Source organism: Plantactinospora sp. WMMC1484, assembly GCF_049315195.1.
Taxonomy (GTDB): Bacteria; Actinomycetota; Actinomycetes; order Mycobacteriales; family Micromonosporaceae; genus Plantactinospora.
The window spans coordinates 68,418-86,274 of record NZ_CP186055.1 but is presented as its reverse complement, the minus strand read 5'-3'; the positions used below and the strand labels follow the sequence as shown (position 1 = coordinate 86,274).

At 74.0% G+C, this 17,857-nt stretch carries 17 protein-coding genes; 10 read left to right on the top strand and 7 right to left on the bottom strand.

Features of this window, described 5'->3' with window-relative positions:
- Positions 1–79 precede the first annotated feature (79 nt).
- Positions 80–1,243, bottom strand: coding sequence for a ribosome small subunit-dependent GTPase A (gene rsgA / locus ACN28C_RS00375; RefSeq protein WP_422771633.1), 1,164 nt, complete (start codon positions 1,241–1,243; stop codon positions 80–82).
- Between the two features lie 9 nt (positions 1,244–1,252).
- Positions 1,253–2,563: a 3-phosphoshikimate 1-carboxyvinyltransferase gene (gene aroA / locus ACN28C_RS00370; RefSeq protein ID WP_422771632.1), complete on the bottom strand. Its 1,311-nt coding sequence runs from the start codon at positions 2,561–2,563 to the stop codon at positions 1,253–1,255.
- 144 nt (positions 2,564–2,707) lie between these two features.
- Here aroA and ACN28C_RS00365 point away from each other — a divergent pair, with 144 nt between their 5' ends.
- From ACN28C_RS00365 to rsrA, 5 genes are all read left to right on the top strand, one after another.
- Positions 2,708–3,430, top strand: coding sequence for an SOS response-associated peptidase (locus ACN28C_RS00365; RefSeq protein ID WP_422771631.1), 723 nt, complete (start codon positions 2,708–2,710; stop codon positions 3,428–3,430).
- A gap of 200 nt (positions 3,431–3,630) precedes the next feature.
- Positions 3,631–4,035: a WhiB family transcriptional regulator gene (locus ACN28C_RS00360; protein ID WP_421497157.1), complete on the top strand. Its 405-nt coding sequence runs from the start codon at positions 3,631–3,633 to the stop codon at positions 4,033–4,035.
- Positions 4,036–4,145: 110 nt separating this feature from the next.
- The gene (locus ACN28C_RS00355; protein WP_422771630.1) at positions 4,146–4,760 is read left to right on the top strand and encodes an alpha/beta family hydrolase; all 615 of its coding nucleotides are present in this window, start codon (positions 4,146–4,148) and stop codon (positions 4,758–4,760) included.
- A gap of 259 nt (positions 4,761–5,019) precedes the next feature.
- The gene (locus ACN28C_RS00350; RefSeq protein WP_422771629.1) at positions 5,020–5,892 is read left to right on the top strand and encodes a sigma-70 family RNA polymerase sigma factor; all 873 of its coding nucleotides are present in this window, start codon (positions 5,020–5,022) and stop codon (positions 5,890–5,892) included.
- A gap of 4 nt (positions 5,893–5,896) precedes the next feature.
- Complete coding sequence (gene rsrA / locus ACN28C_RS00345; protein ID WP_422771628.1) at positions 5,897–6,181, top strand: mycothiol system anti-sigma-R factor; 285 nt, start codon at positions 5,897–5,899, stop codon at positions 6,179–6,181.
- A gap of 169 nt (positions 6,182–6,350) precedes the next feature.
- Here rsrA and ACN28C_RS00340 read toward each other — a convergent pair whose 3' ends face one another.
- Positions 6,351–6,425 carry a 50S ribosomal protein bL37 gene (locus tag ACN28C_RS00340; RefSeq protein ID WP_369752275.1) on the bottom strand — a complete coding sequence of 25 codons (75 nt, stop codon included), beginning with the start codon at positions 6,423–6,425 and terminating at the stop codon, positions 6,351–6,353.
- A 244-nt stretch (positions 6,426–6,669) separates the two neighbouring features.
- Between ACN28C_RS00340 and ACN28C_RS00335 the strand changes: the two genes are divergently transcribed.
- Both ACN28C_RS00335 and ACN28C_RS00330 read left to right on the top strand, forming a co-directional pair.
- Entirely contained in the window at positions 6,670–6,885 is a 216-nt protein-coding gene (locus tag ACN28C_RS00335) for a biotin/lipoyl-binding carrier protein (RefSeq protein ID WP_422771627.1), read from the top strand.
- Positions 6,882–7,460: a GNAT family N-acetyltransferase gene (locus ACN28C_RS00330; RefSeq protein ID WP_422771626.1), complete on the top strand. Its 579-nt coding sequence runs from the start codon at positions 6,882–6,884 to the stop codon at positions 7,458–7,460. The genes ACN28C_RS00335 and ACN28C_RS00330 overlap by 4 nt, the downstream gene beginning before the upstream one ends.
- A 5-nt stretch (positions 7,461–7,465) precedes the next feature.
- Here ACN28C_RS00330 and ACN28C_RS00325 read toward each other — a convergent pair whose 3' ends face one another.
- Complete coding sequence (locus ACN28C_RS00325; protein WP_422771625.1) at positions 7,466–8,077, bottom strand: TetR/AcrR family transcriptional regulator; 612 nt, start codon at positions 8,075–8,077, stop codon at positions 7,466–7,468.
- Positions 8,078–8,196: 119 nt separating this feature from the next.
- Here ACN28C_RS00325 and ACN28C_RS00320 point away from each other — a divergent pair, with 119 nt between their 5' ends.
- On the top strand, positions 8,197–9,789 hold the full coding sequence (locus ACN28C_RS00320) for an MDR family MFS transporter (RefSeq protein WP_422771624.1): 1,593 nt from the start codon (positions 8,197–8,199) through the stop codon (positions 9,787–9,789).
- A gap of 120 nt (positions 9,790–9,909) precedes the next feature.
- Here ACN28C_RS00320 and ACN28C_RS00315 read toward each other — a convergent pair whose 3' ends face one another.
- Positions 9,910–11,754 (bottom strand): tetratricopeptide repeat protein, encoded by a 1,845-nt coding sequence (locus tag ACN28C_RS00315; RefSeq protein ID WP_422771623.1) that lies wholly within the window; start codon positions 11,752–11,754, stop codon positions 9,910–9,912.
- Positions 11,755–11,944: 190 nt separating this feature from the next.
- Between ACN28C_RS00315 and ACN28C_RS00310 the strand changes: the two genes are divergently transcribed.
- Both ACN28C_RS00310 and ACN28C_RS00305 read left to right on the top strand, forming a co-directional pair.
- Positions 11,945–12,979, top strand: a complete 1,035-nt coding sequence (locus tag ACN28C_RS00310; protein ID WP_422774912.1) for an SIS domain-containing protein — start codon at positions 11,945–11,947, stop codon at positions 12,977–12,979.
- Positions 12,980–13,071: 92 nt separating this feature from the next.
- Positions 13,072–14,595: a histidine kinase N-terminal domain-containing protein gene (locus ACN28C_RS00305; protein ID WP_422771622.1), complete on the top strand. Its 1,524-nt coding sequence runs from the start codon at positions 13,072–13,074 to the stop codon at positions 14,593–14,595.
- Between the two features lie 149 nt (positions 14,596–14,744).
- Here ACN28C_RS00305 and ACN28C_RS00300 read toward each other — a convergent pair whose 3' ends face one another.
- Together ACN28C_RS00300 and ACN28C_RS00295 are read right to left on the bottom strand one after the other, a co-directional pair.
- On the bottom strand, positions 14,745–16,262 hold the full coding sequence (locus tag ACN28C_RS00300) for a glycosyltransferase family 39 protein (protein WP_422771621.1): 1,518 nt from the start codon (positions 16,260–16,262) through the stop codon (positions 14,745–14,747).
- A gap of 93 nt (positions 16,263–16,355) precedes the next feature.
- Positions 16,356–17,801 (bottom strand): glycosyltransferase family 39 protein, encoded by a 1,446-nt coding sequence (locus tag ACN28C_RS00295; protein ID WP_422774911.1) that lies wholly within the window; start codon positions 17,799–17,801, stop codon positions 16,356–16,358.
- Between the last annotated feature and the right edge of the window lie 56 nt (positions 17,802–17,857).

Genomic DNA, 17,857 nt, shown 5'->3' with positions numbered 1-17,857 from the left:
GTCCGGCGGGCATCGGGGCCCGCCGGACCGCTGCGCCGACCGGTAGCGACGTCGACCGGTGGCGGCTTCGACGTAAGCCCTAGTCGATCTCGCCGGCCCGGGAGGCGAGCAACCGGCGGTACGAGGCCAGCCGGCGCGGGTCGGCGTTGCCGGCCGCCACCCAGCCGTCCAGCGCGCAGTCCGCCTCGTCCGGGGTGTGCTCGCAGTTGGGCGGGCACTCGACGGTCCCCTCGACCAGGTCCGGAAAGCCGTGCAGGAGGCTCTCGGCCGAGACGTGCGCCAGCCCGAAACTGCGTACCCCGGGAGTGTCCACGATCCAGCCGGGATGCCTGCGCCGGCCGCCGCCTTCGAGCGCCGGCAGCCGGAGTGCGACCGCACTGGTGGAGGTGTGCCGGCCCCGGCCGATCGCGCTGACCGTGCCGACCGCCCGGTCCGCCGCCGGGACCAGCCGGTTCACCAGCGTCGACTTGCCCACCCCGGAGTGCCCGACCAGCACCGAGATGCGCTCGGCGAGCAGCCCGCGCAGCTCGTCGAGGTCGGAGTTGGGCTCGACGAGTACGTGTGGCAGGTCCAGCTCCGCGTAGTAGCCGAGCACCCCCTCGGGCGGTGCCAGGTCCGCCTTGGTCAGGCAGAGCAGTGGCTCGATGTCCGCGTCGTACGCGGCCACCAGGCACCGGTCGACGAACCCGGTACGCGGCGGCGGGTCGGCCAGCGAGCTGACGATCACCAGTTGATCGGCGTTCGCCACCACGACCCGCTCCAGACGCCCCTCGGCGGTGGTCTCGTCGTCGTCGGCGGTACGCCGCAGCACGGAGGTCCGCTCGGCGATCCGGACGATCCGGGCCAGCGCCCCGGCTGCCCCGGAGGTGTCGCCGACCAGGGCGACCCGGTCACCGACCACCACGGACTTGCGCCCCAGCTCCCGGGCGCGCATCGCGGTGACCGTCCCGCTGCCGCCCGGCTCCCGGCTGTCGCTCCGGCCCTGGTCCCGGCTGCCGCCCCGCTCCCGGCCGCTGCCGGTGGCCGGGGTGTCGTCGATCACGCAGGTGTAGCGGCCCCGGTCGACGGCGATGACGAACCCGTCGACGGCGTCGGAGTGCCGGGGCCGGGTCCGGGTACGCGGGCGCGACGAGCGGCCGGGCCTGACCCGTACGTCGTCCTCGTCGTACTCCCGCCGCCTGCCCGCCAGTTCCGCGCTCCCCGTCTCGTCGTCGGCCGGCGACGATCGGCGCGGGTGCGCCATCGGCCCCGGCTACCCGCGCCCGTCGCCGCCGGTCACCATCGTCGACCATAGTGCCGGGAACTCGGGCATGGTCTTGGAGGTACACGCCACGTCGTCCAATTCGATACCCGGCACGGCGAGCCCGATCACCGCCGCCGCGTGCGCCATCCGATGGTCGGCGTAGGTCCGGAAGGTCGCGCCGCGCAGCGGACGGGGCGTGATCTCCAGGCCGTCGGGGGTGTCGGTGACGTCGGCGCCGAGCCCGTTCAGCTCCCGGGCCAGCGCGGCGAGCCGGTCGGTCTCGTGGCCCCGGATGTGTGCCACGCCCCGCAGTCGGGACGGCGCGTCGGCCAGGGCGGCGAGCGCGGCCAGTACCGGGGTCAACTCGCTGACGTCGGAGAGATCGGCGTCGATCCCGTGTACCGCGCCGGTGCCGCGTACGGTCAGGCTGTCGGTGCCCAGGCTCACCTCGGCACCCATCCGGGCGAGCAGCTCGCGCAGCGTGTCGACCGGCTGCAGGCTGCGGTGCGGCCAGCCGTGCAGGGTGACCGCGCCGCCGGTGACCAGGGCTGCGGCGAAGAACGGGACCGCACCGGAGAGATCCGGCTCGATCTCCCAGTCGCGGGCGGAGAGCCGCCCCGGCTCCACCGCCCACTCGTCCGGGGTGGCGTCGTCGACCGTGGCACCGGCCGCCCGGAGCATCTGGACGGTCATCCGCAGGTGTGGCGCGGACGGGACCGGCGGGCCGTCGTGCCGGACCACGATCCCGTGGGTGAACCGGGCCGCGCCGAGGAGCAGTCCCGAGACGAACTGGCTGGAGGCCGAGGCGTCGATGACCACCTCGCCGCCGCGCACCTCTCCGGCGCCCCGCACGGTGAGCGGCAGGCCACCGGTCTCGGCGGCATCGATGCGTACCCCGATGGAGCGCAGCGCACCGACCAGCGGGCCGAGCGGGCGGAGCCGGGCGTGTGGGTCGCCGTCGACGGTGACCGGCCCGTCGGCGAGCCCGGCGATCGGCGGGAGGAACCGCATGACCGTGCCGGAGAGGCCGACATCGAGGTGGGCGGGCCCCCGGAGCGGCCGGGGCCGGACCAGCCACCGCTCGTCGTCCACAGTAGAGACGTCGGTGCCCATCGCCCGCAGGCCGGCGGCCATCAGCTCGGTGTCCCGGGCGCGCAGCGGGTGCCGCAGTGTGGAGGGGCCGTCGGCGACCGCGCTGAGCACCAGCGCGCGGGCGGTCAGCGACTTGGAGCCGGGCAGCCGCACGGTCGAGGCGACCGGGTCGGTCGCGGTCGGCGCGGTCCAGGGCTCGAGTGGGCGGACCGCCGTCAGGTTCGGCACCGGTACATTCTGCCGCGCCGCCGGGTGCCCCGACCCGCAGCCCCGCCCCCTCCCGCCTGACGGGACGGCTGCCGGCGGGACATCTGCTGACGGGACAGCCGGCGGGGCGGCCGGGCCGGAGCGGGGCGCGCTAGCGTGGCCACCATGTGCGGCAGGTACGCGACCACCCGTAGCGCGGCCGATCTGAGCGCCCTGTTCGAGGCGTACGACGACACCGGTGGCCGGCTCGCGGCCGACTACAACGTCGCGCCGACCGATCCGGTCCCGATCGTGCGGTTCTCCGCCGAGCTGGGCGGTTCGGCGCTCTCCGTCGCCCGGTGGGGCCTGCTGCCGCACTGGGCGAAGGACACCAGGGGTGCCGCCCGCATGATCAACGCCAGGGCCGAGACGGTCGCCACCACCCGCGCGTACGCGCGCTCCTTCGCCCGGCGTCGCTGTCTCGTCCCGGCCGACGGCTGGTACGAGTGGGTCCGCCGGGACGGCGGCAGGCAGGCGTACTTCATGACTCCGCGCGACGGCGCGGTGCTCGCCTTCGCCGGTCTCTGGTCACTCTGGCGCGGCGCCGGCGACCCGCTGCTGACCTGCAGCGTCGTCACCACGGCGGCACTCGGCGACCTGGCCATGGTGCACGACCGCATGCCGCTGCTGCTGCCCCGGCGGCGCTGGTCCGACTGGCTCGACGGCGATGACGACCCGGCGGTGCTCCTCGCGCCGCCGGACGGGGAATCACTGGCCGAGATCGAGATCCGGCCGGTCGGGCGGGGCGTGGGAGACGTCCGCAACGATGGGCCGGAACTGGTCGCCCGGGTGCCGGCCGCGCTGCTGCGGGCGTTACCAGAAGAGCCGATTGCAACGACGCTGTTCTGACTACGGAGCGGGGTATTTGCCTGCACCGATTTGCCACTGTTCGGGGTAGATCGTCGTACCGACTTTTCCACACCTTTGCGGGGAGCCCTTGTCACGCATCGTGGTGGTGCGATAGAACACAGCGCCGGCAGTGGGTGTCGGCTCGCACGGGGCGGGCGGCACTCATCGATCTTCGTCGGTCCCACGGGGGAGGTGGGTGAATGACACGGGCGCGGATGCCACGCCCGCACGAGGTTGCCGCTGCGCGACGAGACCCGAGGTTGCTTCGGGCCCTCAGCGAGCGGCGTCTGGACGATGCCTGGCGTACCCGGGGGGTGTGCCAGAGCGTGGATCCCGAGACGTTCTTCCCGGCGCCCAGCGAGCCGGCCGACTCGGCCGTCGCGCTGTGCCGGACCTGTGAGGTGCAGGGGCCCTGCCTCGCCTGGGCGCTCGAGGTGGGTGACTGCCACGGCGTGTGGGGGGCAACCACGCCGCGTGAGCGCAGGGCCATGCTGGTCGCCTGGCGGGATCAGGTGGAGCACGACCCGGACGCGGTCGGCGATGCCGGACCACCGGTCCGCGACCGGTTGCTGACGCTCCTTCCGCTCAGTTCGAGCCGCCGCTGACCCGTCCACCGCCGCCCCAGGGTGTGTGGGGTCGGGCGATGCGACGGGTCCGCGGGGGCGGCGCTGCGGTTGGCGGCGAAGATGGGCGCCGGGTGCCATACAGTGGCGCCGTGCGGCACGGTAACGAGATCGAGACCCCACGGGGCCGGGCCCGGGTGGATCTCGACCTGCCGCCTACCGTGCCCACGACCCTGCTGGTGCTCGGGCACGGTGCGGGCGGCAGCGTGGACGCGCCGGACCTGGTGGCGCTCCGGGACGCGGCGGTCGGGGCCGGGGTGGCGGTGGCCCGGGTCACCCAGCCGTACCGGGTGGCCGGCCGGCGGGCCCCCGCACCCGCCGCTCATCTCGACGAGGCCTGGGTGGCGGTCGTGGCGGAGCTGCGCGCCCGCTGCCGGTCGGCCGCCACCCTGGTCGTCGGCGGTCGCTCCAGTGGCGCCCGGGTCGCCTGCCGGACGGCCGGCACGCTGCGGGCGTCCGGTGTCGTGGCGCTCGCCTTTCCGCTGCATCCGCCCGGCCGGCCGGAGCGGTCCCGGGCGGCGGAGCTGCGTACCGGGCTGCCGACCCTGGTGGTGAACGGTGACCGTGATCCGTTCGGCGTGCCGCCCGGCGAGCGGGGGATCCGGGTCGAGGTGCGGCCGGGTGAACGTCACGACCTACGCGTCGACCCGGCCGGGACCGCCGCGCTGGTGCTCGGCTGGCTCCGCGGACAGGGCTGGGCGGGCTGACCGGAGCCGCGGCGGCGGTTCGGCCGTTTCTGTCCTGCCGGCGTGATCGTTGCTACATCTGATGCCGGACACCGCACCTGGTCACCGATCGGGTGCGGGGCCCGGTTTCATCCTCCCAGGCCCTTCCTGGTCCCAGCCGTGGACGCTCCGAACGGATCGGCCGCGGCCGGGGCCAGGGATGGGCGGTGGCCGGAATGCCTGCCCGGCTGTGGCGGTTACACCTCCCGGAAGCCAGTGAAGCCACGAGGGGGTTTGCCCGGTGTCGACCGAGACACGGAGCCTGGAACACGACCGCGGGGCGCGGTGGTCCGACCGGTGGCGGAACGGGCCGCCCTCGCGACCCTCCGGCGACCGGCCGGGCGTGGGTGCGGACCGGCCCGGCGTGGGCGGTGGCACCGCCCGAACCGAGTCGCGGGGGCGTGCTTTCCGCGTATCCTCGGCGGGACAGCCGAATAACGCTGCGGCGGTGGGGAAGAATGTCGCCGCGCCGGTTCGGTACCGAGGCGAGGGAGACGGCCGGTTGACAGCGGAGAAGACGGACGAGCGCAGGGCCCGGTTCGAACGTGACGCGCTGCCCTTCGTCGACCAGTTGTACGCCGCCGGCCTGCGGATGACCCGTAACCCCGCCGACGCGGAGGATCTGGTCCAGGAGACCTTCCTGAAGGCGTTCGCCGCGTTCCACCAGTTCGAGGAGGGCACGAACCTCAAGGCGTGGCTCTACCGGATCCTGACCAACACCTACATCAACTCCTACCGTCGGCGGCAGCGGCAGCCGGTGCAGGCGCCCACCGAGGAGATCACCGACTGGCAGCTCGCCGAGGCCGAGTCGCACACCTCCAGCGGTCTGCGCTCGGCCGAGACCGAGGCGCTGGACCGCCTGCCCGACAGCGACGTGAAAGAGGCGTTGCAGCAGCTCCCGGAGGAGTTCCGGCTCGCCGTCTATCTCACCGACGTCGAGGGGTTTTCCTACAAGGAGGTCGCCGACATCATGGGAACGCCGATCGGCACCGTGATGTCCCGGTTGCACCGTGGCCGACGGAACCTACGCAAGCTGCTTGAGCGTTACGCTGCCGAGCGGGGCTTCTCGTCCGCCCCGTCGACCAGGTCCGCCGCGGCCGGCCGGGAGGTGTGAGCGAATGAGTTGCGGTGACCCGCACGAGACGGACTGCCGTGAGGTACTCACGGAGGTCTACCTCTACCTCGACCTGGAGTGCGCGGACGAGCGGCGCAACCTGATCCGGAACCACCTCGACGAGTGCTCGCCCTGCCTGCGCGAGTACGGCATCGAGCAGGAGGTGAAGGCGCTGGTGGCCCGCTACTGCGGCAACGAGACCGCGCCCGCCGAACTCCGGGAGCGGCTGCGCGTCCGCCTTGCCGAACTGGTCTTCGAGACCGACTCCCGGGAGTACCTGCCCGACTGAACACGAGGATCCGCCGGACCGGGCCGCGGTTCGGCGGATCGCCGGGCGGGCCGGGCTGGTTCGGCGGATGGGGCGGGCGTCACCCGCGCTCACCGCGATCGTCGACGATCCCCTGCCCGGATCCCCTGCCCGGCCCGGCCGTCCCCGGCTCGGCGCGTAGCGCCGGCGCTCAGGAGTTGGGGCGCTTGCCGTGGTTGGCGGAACTCTTCTTCCGCGCCTTCTTCTTCCGCGCCTTCTTCGCCATGCTCTCCTCCGTCTGTCTTCCTGGGGTGGGGCGGCGGCGATCGTAGCCACGACCGCCGCCGTCGACCGCCCGCGTTCTGCTCGCGACGGGCAATCCTCCCACGACCGGCACGTCCCACCGGTGGCGGTCCGCCCGGGCGCGCCCGGACGGATGGTGGTGCGGGCTCGACGCGTGTCCGCACGCCGGCGGGCGCCGCGTGATTGGATACCGTTCGCAGGGCAACGGCGACGACGAGGGGGAACCCATGGCCGAGGAGATCCGCGCCGAGATGGTGGCGAACGTCTGGAAGGTCGTCGCGGCCTCCGGGGACTCGGTGTCCGAAGGCGACACGCTGGTGATTCTCGAGTCCATGAAGATGGAGATTCCCGTCGTCGCCGAGTCGGACGGAGTCGTCCGCGAGCTCGCCGTCAACGAGGGTGACGTGGTGCAGGACGGCGACCTGATCGCCGTCATCGAATGACCGGGCGGTCGGGGCAGCCGACGGGGCTGGTGGTCCGGGCCGCCGAACCGGCGGACTTCGGCACGATCGCCCGGCTCACCGTGGCGGCGTACCGGGCGGACGGGCAGCTCGACAGCGAGCACGGGTACGAGCGGGTGCTGGCCGATGTCCCGGCCCGGGCCGGCGCCGGCGAGCTGCTTGTCGCCGCCGACGGGACGACCGGAGAGCTGCTCGGTGCCGTGCTCTTCGTCCTGCCCGGCACCCCGTACGCCGAGATCTCCGGGCCGGGCGAGGCGGAGTTCCGGATGCTCGCGGTGGACCCCCGGGCACAGGGTCGGGGCGCCGGCAGGGCGCTGGTCGGTGCCTGCCTGGACCGGGCGCGGGCGCTCGGCTGTGCCCGGGTGGTGATCTGCGCCCGCAGCTTCTCGACGCCGGCGCACCGGCTCTACGCGGGCTTCGGCTTCGTCCGTACGCCGGACCGCGACTGGTCGCCGATGCCCGGCGTCGACCTGATCGCCCTGCGCCTCGACCTGGCCGCCGCGCTGCCGCGGCCGACCCCGGCCGGCCCTGCGGCCGGAGCGGTCAGCCGGTCCTGAAGACCTCAGGCATGCCCGGGGTGCTCCCCGGATGCGGGCCCGGACCGGCCGGCAGGCTCCTCCCCGAGGCGGTCGAGCAGCTCGTTGGCGATCTCCAACGCGAGATCATGCCGCTCCGCCGCGCTGACGTCGCCGCGCAACACGAACAGACTTCCGTGTACGGCGAAGAGTGCGAGCATCGCCCGGAGCTGCCCGGCCGGCGACGGGTCGGCCCGGGAGAGCAGCTCGGCGATGCGGAGCATCCGGTCCCGCATCATCTGGCCGGAGGCGAGGTGCTTGACCACCGTCCGGTTCTGCTCGAAGAACTGCATCACGTTGCGCCCGTCGTCGCCGAAGAACTCCTGCGAGTAGCGGCGGAGCGTAGCGCGGCGTCCGGAGGCGTCCGCCGGCTGCTCCGCCGCCCACTCGATCAGCCGGTCCAGCCGCTCCAGCCGGTCGGAGACGAAGCTGTCGACGATGTCGTCCTTGCTTCTGAAGTGGTAGTAGAGGGCGGCCTTGGTGACGCCGAGCCGTTCCGCGATCTCCCGGAGCGAGGTCTTCTCGTAGCCCTGCTCGGTGAAGAGTTCCAGCGCTACGGCCTGGATCCGGGACCGCGTGTCGCCTGTGCTGCCGGTCACCGGGACCACCTCTCGTAATCGCTTGACGGTTGACTGGCCCCTAACTTACCGTCCGGCAAGTAGAATCACTAGCCGGTCGGCAAGTAAGCGAGTCCACGACTCGGGGGGAGAGCCTAATCATGACGACGGTGGCGGCACAGGCACCGGCACGACCCGTCAATGTCCGGGTCGTGCTCGGCGGCCTGATGATCGCGATGATGCTCGCGATGCTCGACAACATGATCGTCAGCACCGCGCTGCCCAGGATCGTGGGCGAGTTCGGCGGGCTGAACCACTTCACCTGGGTGGTCACCGCGTACGTGCTCGGCTCGACGGTCTCCACGCCGATCTGGGGCAAGCTCGGCGACCTGTACGGCCGCAAGACAGTCTTCCTCAGCTCGATCGTCCTCTTCCTGCTCGGGTCGGCACTCTGCGGGATGGCCGGCTCGGAGCTGCTCGGCGGCCCCGGCGACGGGATGATGGAGCTGATCGCCTTCCGCGCGGTGCAGGGACTCGGTGCGGGTGGCCTGATGGTCGGTGTGATGGCGATCATCGGGGACCTGGTCCCGCCCCGGGAGCGGGGGCGCTACCAGGGCATGATCGCCGGCATCATGGCCATCGCCATGGTGGCCGGCCCGCTGGTCGGGGGATTCATCACCGACCACCTCTCCTGGCGCTGGGCGTTCTACGTCAACCTTCCGCTCGGTGGGGTCGCGCTGCTCCTGCTGGCCACCCGGATGCACCTGCCGAAGTACCGCACCGAGCACCGGATCGACTGGTTCGGCGCCGCGCTGCTCTCGGTCGGTATCACCGCGATCGTGCTGGTCACCACCTGGGGCGGCAACGAGTACGACTGGGTCTCCGGGCAGATCCTCGGCCTGGCCGCCGTCGCCGTGGTCTCGCTTCTCGCCTTCGCCCTCGTCGAGCGCCGGGTGCCGGAGCCGATCCTGCCGCTGAGCCTCTTCGCCAACCGCAACTTCGCGGTGATCTCGGTGGTCGGCTTCCTGCTCGGTTTCGCGATGTTCGGCGCGATGAACTTCCTGCCGCTCTACCAGCAGACCGTGCAGGGCGCGTCGGCGACCAACAGCGGGCTGCTGCTGCTGCCGCTGATGTTCGGCATGCTCGTGGTGTCGATCGTGGTCGGCCGGGCGATCACCAGGACCGGCCGGTACCGGATCTATCCCATCGTCGGCGGTATCGCGATGACCGCCGGGATGGCGCTGCTGACCATGCTCGGCGTCGGCACCAGCAAGCTGGAGTCCTCGGCCTACATGGTCGTGCTCGGCGTCGGTATGGGCTTCCTGATGCAGACCTCGATGCTGATCGCGCAGAACAGCGTCGAGCAGAAGGACCTCGGCGCGGCGAGCGGCGCGGCGACCTTCTTCCGGTCGATCGGCGGCTCGTTCGGGATCTCGCTCTTCGGCGCGGTCTTCGCCAACCGGCTCGCCGACTCGCCGGCCGGCGCGATGCTCGGCGGCGCCGGCGAGGGCGCCGGGGTGGACCTGGTCGCGCTGCGCGGGCTGCCGGCGGAACAGCAGCACGTGGTGCTCGGCGGCCTGGCCGACGCGATCAGCGCCGTCTTCGTCTGGGCGGTGCCGTTCGCCCTGATCGTCGCGGTGCTGGCCTGGTTCGTGAAGGAGATCCCGCTGCGCGGCGGCCCCGCCACGGAGGTGCCGGCCGACAGCCCCGAGGAGCAGGCGGAGACTGCCCTGGCGACGCCGCCCGTCCGCTGACCCGGCGGAACAAGCATGGTGTGGCCCGGCGTGCTGCCGGGCCACGCCGATGTGCTCCTGACGTCGCGCCGAACGCGGTGCCTGGGCACGCCGCACAACGCGGTGCCGGGTGGGAGGCGGTCAGCCGTGGCGGGTGAGTCGGCGCCACATCCGGTCGAACAGCCGGCCGAACCGGCGCTGCCTGGGCGCCGCCGCGCGGGCGTTGTCCCGGGTGAGCAGCAGCCGGGCGGTGTCGACCGCGGCCGGTGGGGCGTCCGGGGCCGCCAGCACCAGATGGGCCAGTGAGGTGAGCATCGTGACCGGCCGCCGCTGGGCCACCTCGACCGCGTCGGCCAGCCGCTCGGCACCTTCCCGGGCCACCTCGGCACGCACCGACGGGTCCACCCAGGCGGCGGTGACCAGGGCGAAGAGCGCCGCCTCGGTGACCCAGTCCTCGACACCCCAGAGCAGGTCGAGCAGGACCCCGCGGCGGGTCGAGTCGGCCCACGGCTCGTCGGTGCGGTGGTGCAGCAGCCCGAGACAGACCCAGACCTGGACACTGCGCACCCACAGCGTCGGGTCGTGACGGCTCAGGGTGCGACCCAGCTCGGTCGGCGGTGGAGGCGGCGGATGGGCCAGCAGGCCGAGCAGGTCGTCGAGTTCGAGCGTGGCGAGCCCGACCGCCGCGTCGTAGGCGGCCGGCGGATGCGGCCAGGCGGGGTGGGCCAACTGCTGGATCCGGCGTACGGCCGGCTCGGAGGGTGCGGGCACGGCCGGCGTGAGGCTGTCGCCGGTGTACTGCCAGAGCCGGTGCCCGACCGGCCGGCGCGGCTCGCGTGGATCCGGCGCCGGAGTGGTGTCGACCGCGACGGTCAGCTTCGGGGCCGTGTCGTGCAGCGCGCGCATTGCGCTCGGCGGCTCCGGGCCGCGCAGCCACAGCCGGGTGCCGTCGGTCGGCTCGCCGGTGGCCAGCCGCTGGCGCAGCGCCATCGCCACCGTCTCGGTGGCGGGCGGCACCCGGCCCAGCCACGGCTGGCTCTGGCAGCACTCGGCGAGGTCGCTGTGTTCGTGCGAGTCGTCAGGATGCTCGCGTGTGAAGTCGGCCAGCGCCACCAGGTGGGCGAGCGAGCCGTCCCGGCGGTAGCGCAGCCGGTGACCGGTGTGCACGGCGCAGTCGAAGGACGGGTCCCGGTCCAGCGCCCGGTCGATCCAGTCCAGCGCCTCGTCGAGCTGGCCGTGGTCGGCGAGGGTGCCGGCGATGTCGGCGTACACCGAGAGGTCGTCCGGGTCGTGGTCGACGGCCCGGCGCAGCGCGGCGAGCGCCTCCCGGGTACGCCCGGCGCTGCGGTAGGCGTAGCCGAGCCACACCTCGGAGAGTTTCGAGGGCAGCTCCCGGGCCCCCTGGCCGGCCCACTCGACGGCCTGGCCGACCGCGCCGATCCGGCGGGCCAGCGCGGAGGCCGCGCCGAGCAGCAGGCCGTGCCGGGGATGCGCCGCCACCGCGTGCCGGGCCAGTCGCAGGTAGGGCCAGAGCGGTTCGCGAGCGGGCTCCGGCACGGGGTCGGAGATGCCGGCGCAGACCTGCATCAGCACCCGGGCGATCCGGTCCGGGTCGAGGCTTCCGGGCAGCTCGGGTGCGCTGACCCAGGGCACGCCGGCCCAGTCGGCCGAGGGCACGTGGCCGGTGGCGGCGGCGAGCAGCTCCAACCCGTCGCCGGGTCGACCGGCGGCGGCGAGCAGGTGCGCGCGGGCCACCACGGTGCCGATGAACGGGTGCTGGTCGAGGGGGAAGAGCTCGACCCCGCCGCCGGAGCGGGCGGCGAGCTGGGCTAGCGCCTCGTGCACCTCGGGCATGGTCGGGGCGTACGCGATGGCCCCGGCCAGGTGACCGGCGGCGTGCTCGAGATCGCCCTCGTCCAGCGCCAGCCGGGCCAGCGCGAGTTCCCCCTCGGCCGAGAGCCGGGGGTCGTCCGTTCCCTCGGGCACCGGGTCGACCCTTCACGTACGTGGAAATTCCCCTGGGTTGGGGAGCCTAGGGCATGGGGAGGCGAGGTGGTGATCTACTGCTCAGAACTGATCGTTAGATTGCTCGGAGACGTTAAATCGTGCAAGATTGAGCATGGAACGCGCGGGAATCGCGCATGAGGAGGTCATCGTGGCGCAACCGGGAGCCGGCATGGCGGCGGACATCGCCGAGCAGCCGGAGGGCTTCGCACGACTGCTGGAACCGGCCTCCACGGCGGCGATCGCGCAGGTGGCGGCCGTCGTCGCGGAGCGCGGGCCGAAGCACGTGGTCTTCACCGCACGGGGCACCTCGGACCACGCGGCGCTCTACGCGGCGTACCTCACCGAGATCCGGCTCGGGCTCCCCGCCGGACTCGCCTCGCCGAGCACCATCACCGTCTTCGGGGCCCGGCCCGACCTCTCCCAGGCGCTGGTCGTCGGGGTGAGCCAGAGCGGCGGGTCACCCGACCTGACCGAGGTGCTGCGGGTGGCCCGGGAGGCCGGCGCGCTGACCCTGGCGGTGACCAACGCCCCCGACTCCCCGCTGAGCAACGCGGCGGAGCTCGCCGTCGACGTGGCGGCCGGGCACGAGCGGGCGGTCGCCGCCACCAAGACGTACACCGCCGAACTGCTCGCCCTGCTGATGCTGGTGGAGGGGATCCGGGCCGGGGACGGCGCACTCCCCGCCCAGGAGCGGGCCGCGCTGGAGGCGCTGCCGGAGCTGGCCGGGCGCACCCTCGCCGACCCGACGCCGGGGCAGTTGGCCTCCCGCTACCGCTTCGCCGACCGGATGGTCACCACCGGCCGGGGCTACGCCTACCCCACCGCCCGCGAGGCGGCACTGAAGCTGATGGAGACCTCCTACCTGCCGGCGCTGGCCTTTTCCGGCGCCGACCTGCTGCACGGCCCGCTGGCGATGACCGACCCGGACGTACCGGTGCTGGCCGTGGTCGGTGGCGGGGCCGGCGGCGCAGCCATGCGGGACGTGGTCGCCAAGGTCGCCGAGCGCGGCGCCGACCTGGTCGTCGTCGGTCCCGGCGAGGTGGCCGGAACAGCCGCCCAGCTGCCCGTCCCGGAGGTCGACGAGCGGTACGCACCGCTGCTGGACATCCTCCCCGTGCAGCGGCTCGCCCTCGCCCTCGCCCTCGCCCGCGGCGAGGACCCCGACGCCCCCCGCGGCCTCCACAAGGTCACCGCCACCCTCTGAGGTGTAAGGCGGGGGCCCTTCTACAACAGAATCCGATAAGAAGGGCCCCCTCCTTGCACCTCGGCCCGGGGTGGGCGTGGCAGGCTTGCCCCGTGTCCACGCTGCGCGATCTCGCCGAGGAGCACACCACCCTGCGTCCGGTCGACATCGACCACCTGCACCGGGTGGCGGGCGACTGGCAACTCCTCTCCGATCTTTCCTTCGCGGATCTGCTGCTCTGGGTGCCGGTCACCGGCACCGACGGTTTCGTCTGTGTCGCCCAGGTGCGGCCGACGACGGCGCCGACGGCGTATCAGGACGACCAGGTCGGCCGGATCTTCGGCGGCCCCGAGGTGGCGCACCTGGCGATCGCGTACACCCAGGGCCGGATCTGGCGGGAGGGCGACCCGGTCTGGTACGGCGACACCCCGGCCCGGCACGAGGCGATCCCGGTCCGGCTCCGCACCGGCGACGGCGAGCACGGTGAGGTGATCGCGGTGGTGGGCCGGGACACCAACCTCTCCACCGCGCGCACCCCGAGCCAGCTCGAACTGAACTACCTGACCACCGCCGACGACCTCGCCCAGATGCTCGCCGACGGCACCTTTCCGCCGGTCCGGCACCCTGGCGAGACCACCACGGCGCCCCGGGTCGGTGACGGGCTGGTGCGGCTGGACGCCAACGGCAAGGTCACCTACGCGAGCCCGAACGCGCAGTCCGCGTACCGCCGGTTGGGGTTCGCCTCGCACCTGGTCGGCGAGGACCTGGCGGCGCTGAACGGCCGGCTCGCCGCCGACCCGCTGGAGGGGACGGAGGCGGCGAACCGGGTGCTGGCCGCGCTGCGCGGCGAGGCGCCGCCGCGCCGGGAGATCGAGGCCCGGGGGGCGACAGTGCTCACCCGGGCACTGCCGCTGATGCCGGCCGGGGTGCCGATCGGCGCGCTGGTCCTGGTCAGGGACATGACCGAGGTACGCCGCCGGGACCGCGCCCTGATCACCAAGGACGCCACCATCCGGGAGATCCACCACCGGGTGAAGAACAACCTGCAGACCGTCGCCGCGCTGCTCCGGCTCCAGGCCCGCCGGGTAGGCATCCCGGCCGCCCGGGCCGCCCTGGAGGAGTCGGTACGCCGGGTCGCCTCCATCGCCCTGGTCCACGAGACCCTCTCGATGTCCAGCGACGAGGCGGTCGAGTTCGACGGCATCGTCGACCGGGTGGCGGCGGCCGCCGCCGAGGTGGCCGCGACCGACGTGCCGGTGCGGATGCGCCGGGAGGGAAGCTTCGGGGTACTACCGGCGGAGATCGCCACCTCGCTGGTGATCGTGCTGAACGAGCTGCTGCTCAACGCCGTCGAGCACGCCTTTCCGGAGCCCGGCGAGATTGACGGCGGCGTGCCGCCGGCGACCGCGCCGGCCGAGGTGGTCGTCTCGGCCCACCGGTTCCGCAAGCAGCTCCACGTCACGGTCGCCGACAACGGTCAGGGGCTGCCGGCGGAGTTCGACGCCGACCAGGGCGCCACGCTCGGCCTGCAGATCGTCCGGGCGCTGGCCACCGGGGAGCTGCGCGGCACGATCGAGCTGCGCAACCGGGCCGAGGCCGGCACCGAGGCGCTGCTGGTGGTCCCACTGGCCCGCTGAGCGGCGGCGGGCCGCGGCCGACCCACGCGGGCCGGCGGTTGGGCGGGACGTCCTCCGGCTGCGGGAGCCGCGGGTTCAGCCGGCTGCGGGAGCCGCGGGTTCAGCCGGCTGCGGGAGCCGCGGGTTCAGCCGGCTGCGGGGCGGCGGCTTCAGGTGGCGGGCCGGCGGACGAGCAGCGCCACCGTCAGACCGGGAACGGTCCACTGACGCTCGACGAGGAACCCGGCACGCAGCGGGTCGGCCCGGTCGGCGGGCATCCTGGCCAACGGGTCCCGTTGCTCACCCAGGGCCAGCAGCCAGATCCGGTCGACCCGCGCCGAGGCCAGGCACTCCGCCGGCCGGTCACACTCGGTCGCCGAGAGATCGGCCCGGGACACCGGGTCCTCGGCCAGGAGCACGTCCCGGGGCGGGTCGCCCGGCAGGTAGTACGCGGTCGCCAGGTCGAGGCGCCCGGTGCCCGTCCGGGGCGCGTAGACGATGCCGTCGCCCGGCCGTTGCCGCTCCGCGATGATCGCGGCCGCCGCCGGAAAGTCGAGCGGGGCGCTGCGCGGCCACTCGTGGGTCCGTCGGAACTCGCGCTGTACCGGCACTCCGAGCAGTCCGACGACGACCACGATCGCCAGTACGGCGGCCGGCCTGAGCGTGCTCAGGGTCGCCGCGGCCAGCACGGCGGCGAGGGGCACGACGAAGAGCAGATAGCGGGGTACGAAGAGGTCGGTGACCTGGCCGGCGGCGAAGAGCAGCAGCACCGGCAGCACCACGGCCAGCCCCAGCAGCACGCCCGGCCGTCCCCGGTTGGCGACCGCGACGGCGGCCAGTCCGAGCAGCAGGCCGCCGACCGCACTGGCCTGGGTCAGCGCGCCGGGCATCCCGATCAGGGTGGTGAAGTCGGGCTGCTCCACCCAGCCGAGTTGCCGACCCTGCTGGCCCCGGCCGAGCGCGGCCAGCGGCGCCAGCACCAGTCCGGCAGCTCCGATGGCGACCGCCCAGCGCCACAGGATCCCGGGCCGGCGGCAGGCGAGCACGGCGAGTGCGTGCCCCGTGACCAGGAGGAGCGCGACCAGATGGGCCAGCCCGGCTCCGACCACGGCCGCCGCGTAGCCGGCCCAGCGCGGCCAGCTCGGCCGGTCCAGGGCCCGGAGCAGCAGCAGGCCGGCCAGCATCGCCAGCAGGGTGACCAGGGCGTACGAGCGGGCCTCCTGGCCGTAGCGGGAGGTGCTCGGCAGCACCGCGAAGAGCAGCCCGGCGACCAGTCCGGCGAAGGGGCCGAAGAGACGCGCGCCGAGCAGCGTGGTGAGCGCGGCGGCCCCGGCCATGGCGAGCGCGGACGGGAGTCGCAACGCGACGGTGGAGTCGCCGGCGACCGCGATCCAGACGTGCATCAGGAGGTAGTACGGCCCGCTGACCGCGTCGACGTTGCCGGTGAGCCGGAACAGGTCGCCGACCGGGCGGGACGCCGCGGTCCAGGTGGCCAGCTCGTCGCGCCACAGCGGGGCCCGGCTCAGCTGGGTGGTCGTGATCGCCAGGGTGACCAGGGCGGGCCAGAGCCAGACCACCCGGTAGGTCCAGCCGGGCAGCCGCACCCGGCGGACCGGGGCCGGCAGGAGGGTGCGCCGCGCGGGTCGGCCAGGGGTGTCGTCGTCCAGATCCGCCGACACGGCCGGCATCTGAGAAGTGTCGATAGCGGCGGATTGTAGCGTGGGCGGGGCACCGCGAGGGCCCTCCCGGTCGGGGACCCGGTGCCGCGGCGGGACCTGCTGTCACGGGCGGGTGCTGACCAGCAGCGCGACGGTGAGTCCGCGCACCGTCCAGCGTTTGTCGATCCGGAATCCGGTCCGCAGCGGGTCGGCTCGGTCGGCCGGCACCCCGGCCAGCGGGTCCCGGTGTTCTCCCCAGGTCAGCAGCCAGAGCCGGTCGACGGTGGCCAGGCACTCCGCCGGTCGGGGGCACTCGGTGGCCCAGAAGTCGCCCCGGCGCGCCTGGTCCCGGACCAGGAGCACGTCGCGGGGGCGGTCGGACCGCAGGTAGTACGCGGTCGCCAGGTCGAGGAACGCCCAGCCGTCCCGGGGGGCGTAGACGATGGCGTCCCCCGGCTGCTGGCCCGTGCCGACGATGCGTATCGCCGCCGGGTAGTCGACAGGTGCGCTGCGGGGGGACTCGTGGGTGCGGCGCAGGGCGGCCTGCTCCGGCGCGCCGAGCAGGCCGGCGGCGAGCACGATCGCCAGCGCGGCGCCGAGCCGGAGCGGGGCGAGGGTCGCGGCGGCCAGCAGGGCGGCGAACGGCACCACGAAGAGCAGGTAGCGCGGCACGAAGAGCGGGGTGACCTGGCCGGCGACGAAGAGCAGCAGCGTCGGCAGCGCCACGGCGAGCCCCAGCAGCACGCCCCGGCGTCCCCGGCTGGCGACGGCGACGGCGGCGAGCCCGACCAGCAGCCCGCCGACCACACCGGCCTGGACCACAGTGGCGGGCAGCCCCAGCAGGCTCGCCGCGCCGGGCCGGCCGACCCAGTCGAGTTGCCGGCCCTGCTGGCCCCGGCCGAGCGCGGCCAGCGGCGCCAGCACCAGCCCGGCGGCGAGGACCGAGAGCGCCCAGCGGGGCCGTACCCCGGCCGACCGGTGGGTGGCGGCGGACCCGGCCGGCCGGTGGGTGGCGGCGGCGAGTGCGTGCCCGAGGAGCACGCTGAGCGCGACGAGGTTGGCCAGGCCCAGTCCGGCGACCGCCGCCGCGTAGCCGGCCCAGCGGGCGGGAGAGGGCCGGTCCAGCGCCCGGCACAGCAGCAGGGTGGCGAGCAGCGACAGGAGCGTGACCAGGGCGTACGGGCGGGCCTCCTGGCCGTACCGGGAGGTGCTGGGCAGCACCGCGAAGAGCAGTCCGGCGAGCAGCCCGGCCCGGGGTCCGAAGAGGCGCGTGCCGAGCAGGGTGGTGAGCGCGGCGGCGCCGGCCATGGCGAGCGCGGACGGGAGTCGCAGCGCGGTCACCGAGTCCCCGGCGACCGCGAGCCAGCCCCACATCAGCAGGTAGTACGGCCCGTTGACCGCGTCGATGGTGCCGACGAGCCGGAACAGGTCGCCGAGGGAGCGGGTGGCGGCGCTCCAGGTCGCCAACTCGTCCCGCCACAGCGGCGCGCGGTCGAGCTGGACGGCGGTGACGACGAGGGTGAGCAGGCCCGGCCAGAGCCAGTACGCCCGGCCGAGCCGATCCGGCAGCCGGGGCCGGCGCCGGGCCGAGGCACGACCCGATTCGAGCGGTGCCCCTTTCGTCG

What these genes read in the sequence shown, in the direction of transcription:
- rsgA (WP_422771633.1), bottom strand. Translation starts at nt 1,243, where the DNA reads ATGGCGCACCCGCGCCGATCGTCGCCGGCCGACGACGAGACGGGGAGC.
- ACN28C_RS00365 (WP_422771631.1), top strand. Translation starts at nt 2,708, where the DNA reads ATGTGCGGCAGGTACGCGACCACCCGTAGCGCGGCCGATCTGAGCGCC.
- ACN28C_RS00360 (WP_421497157.1), top strand. Translation starts at nt 3,631, where the DNA reads ATGACACGGGCGCGGATGCCACGCCCGCACGAGGTTGCCGCTGCGCGA.
- rsrA (WP_422771628.1), top strand. Translation starts at nt 5,897, where the DNA reads ATGAGTTGCGGTGACCCGCACGAGACGGACTGCCGTGAGGTACTCACG.
- ACN28C_RS00335 (WP_422771627.1), top strand. Translation starts at nt 6,670, where the DNA reads ATGGCCGAGGAGATCCGCGCCGAGATGGTGGCGAACGTCTGGAAGGTC.
- ACN28C_RS00330 (WP_422771626.1), top strand. Translation starts at nt 6,882, where the DNA reads ATGACCGGGCGGTCGGGGCAGCCGACGGGGCTGGTGGTCCGGGCCGCC.
- ACN28C_RS00320 (WP_422771624.1), top strand. Translation starts at nt 8,197, where the DNA reads ATGACGACGGTGGCGGCACAGGCACCGGCACGACCCGTCAATGTCCGG.
- ACN28C_RS00310 (WP_422774912.1), top strand. Translation starts at nt 11,945, where the DNA reads ATGGCGGCGGACATCGCCGAGCAGCCGGAGGGCTTCGCACGACTGCTG.
- ACN28C_RS00300 (WP_422771621.1), bottom strand. Translation starts at nt 16,262, where the DNA reads ATGCCGGCCGTGTCGGCGGATCTGGACGACGACACCCCTGGCCGACCC.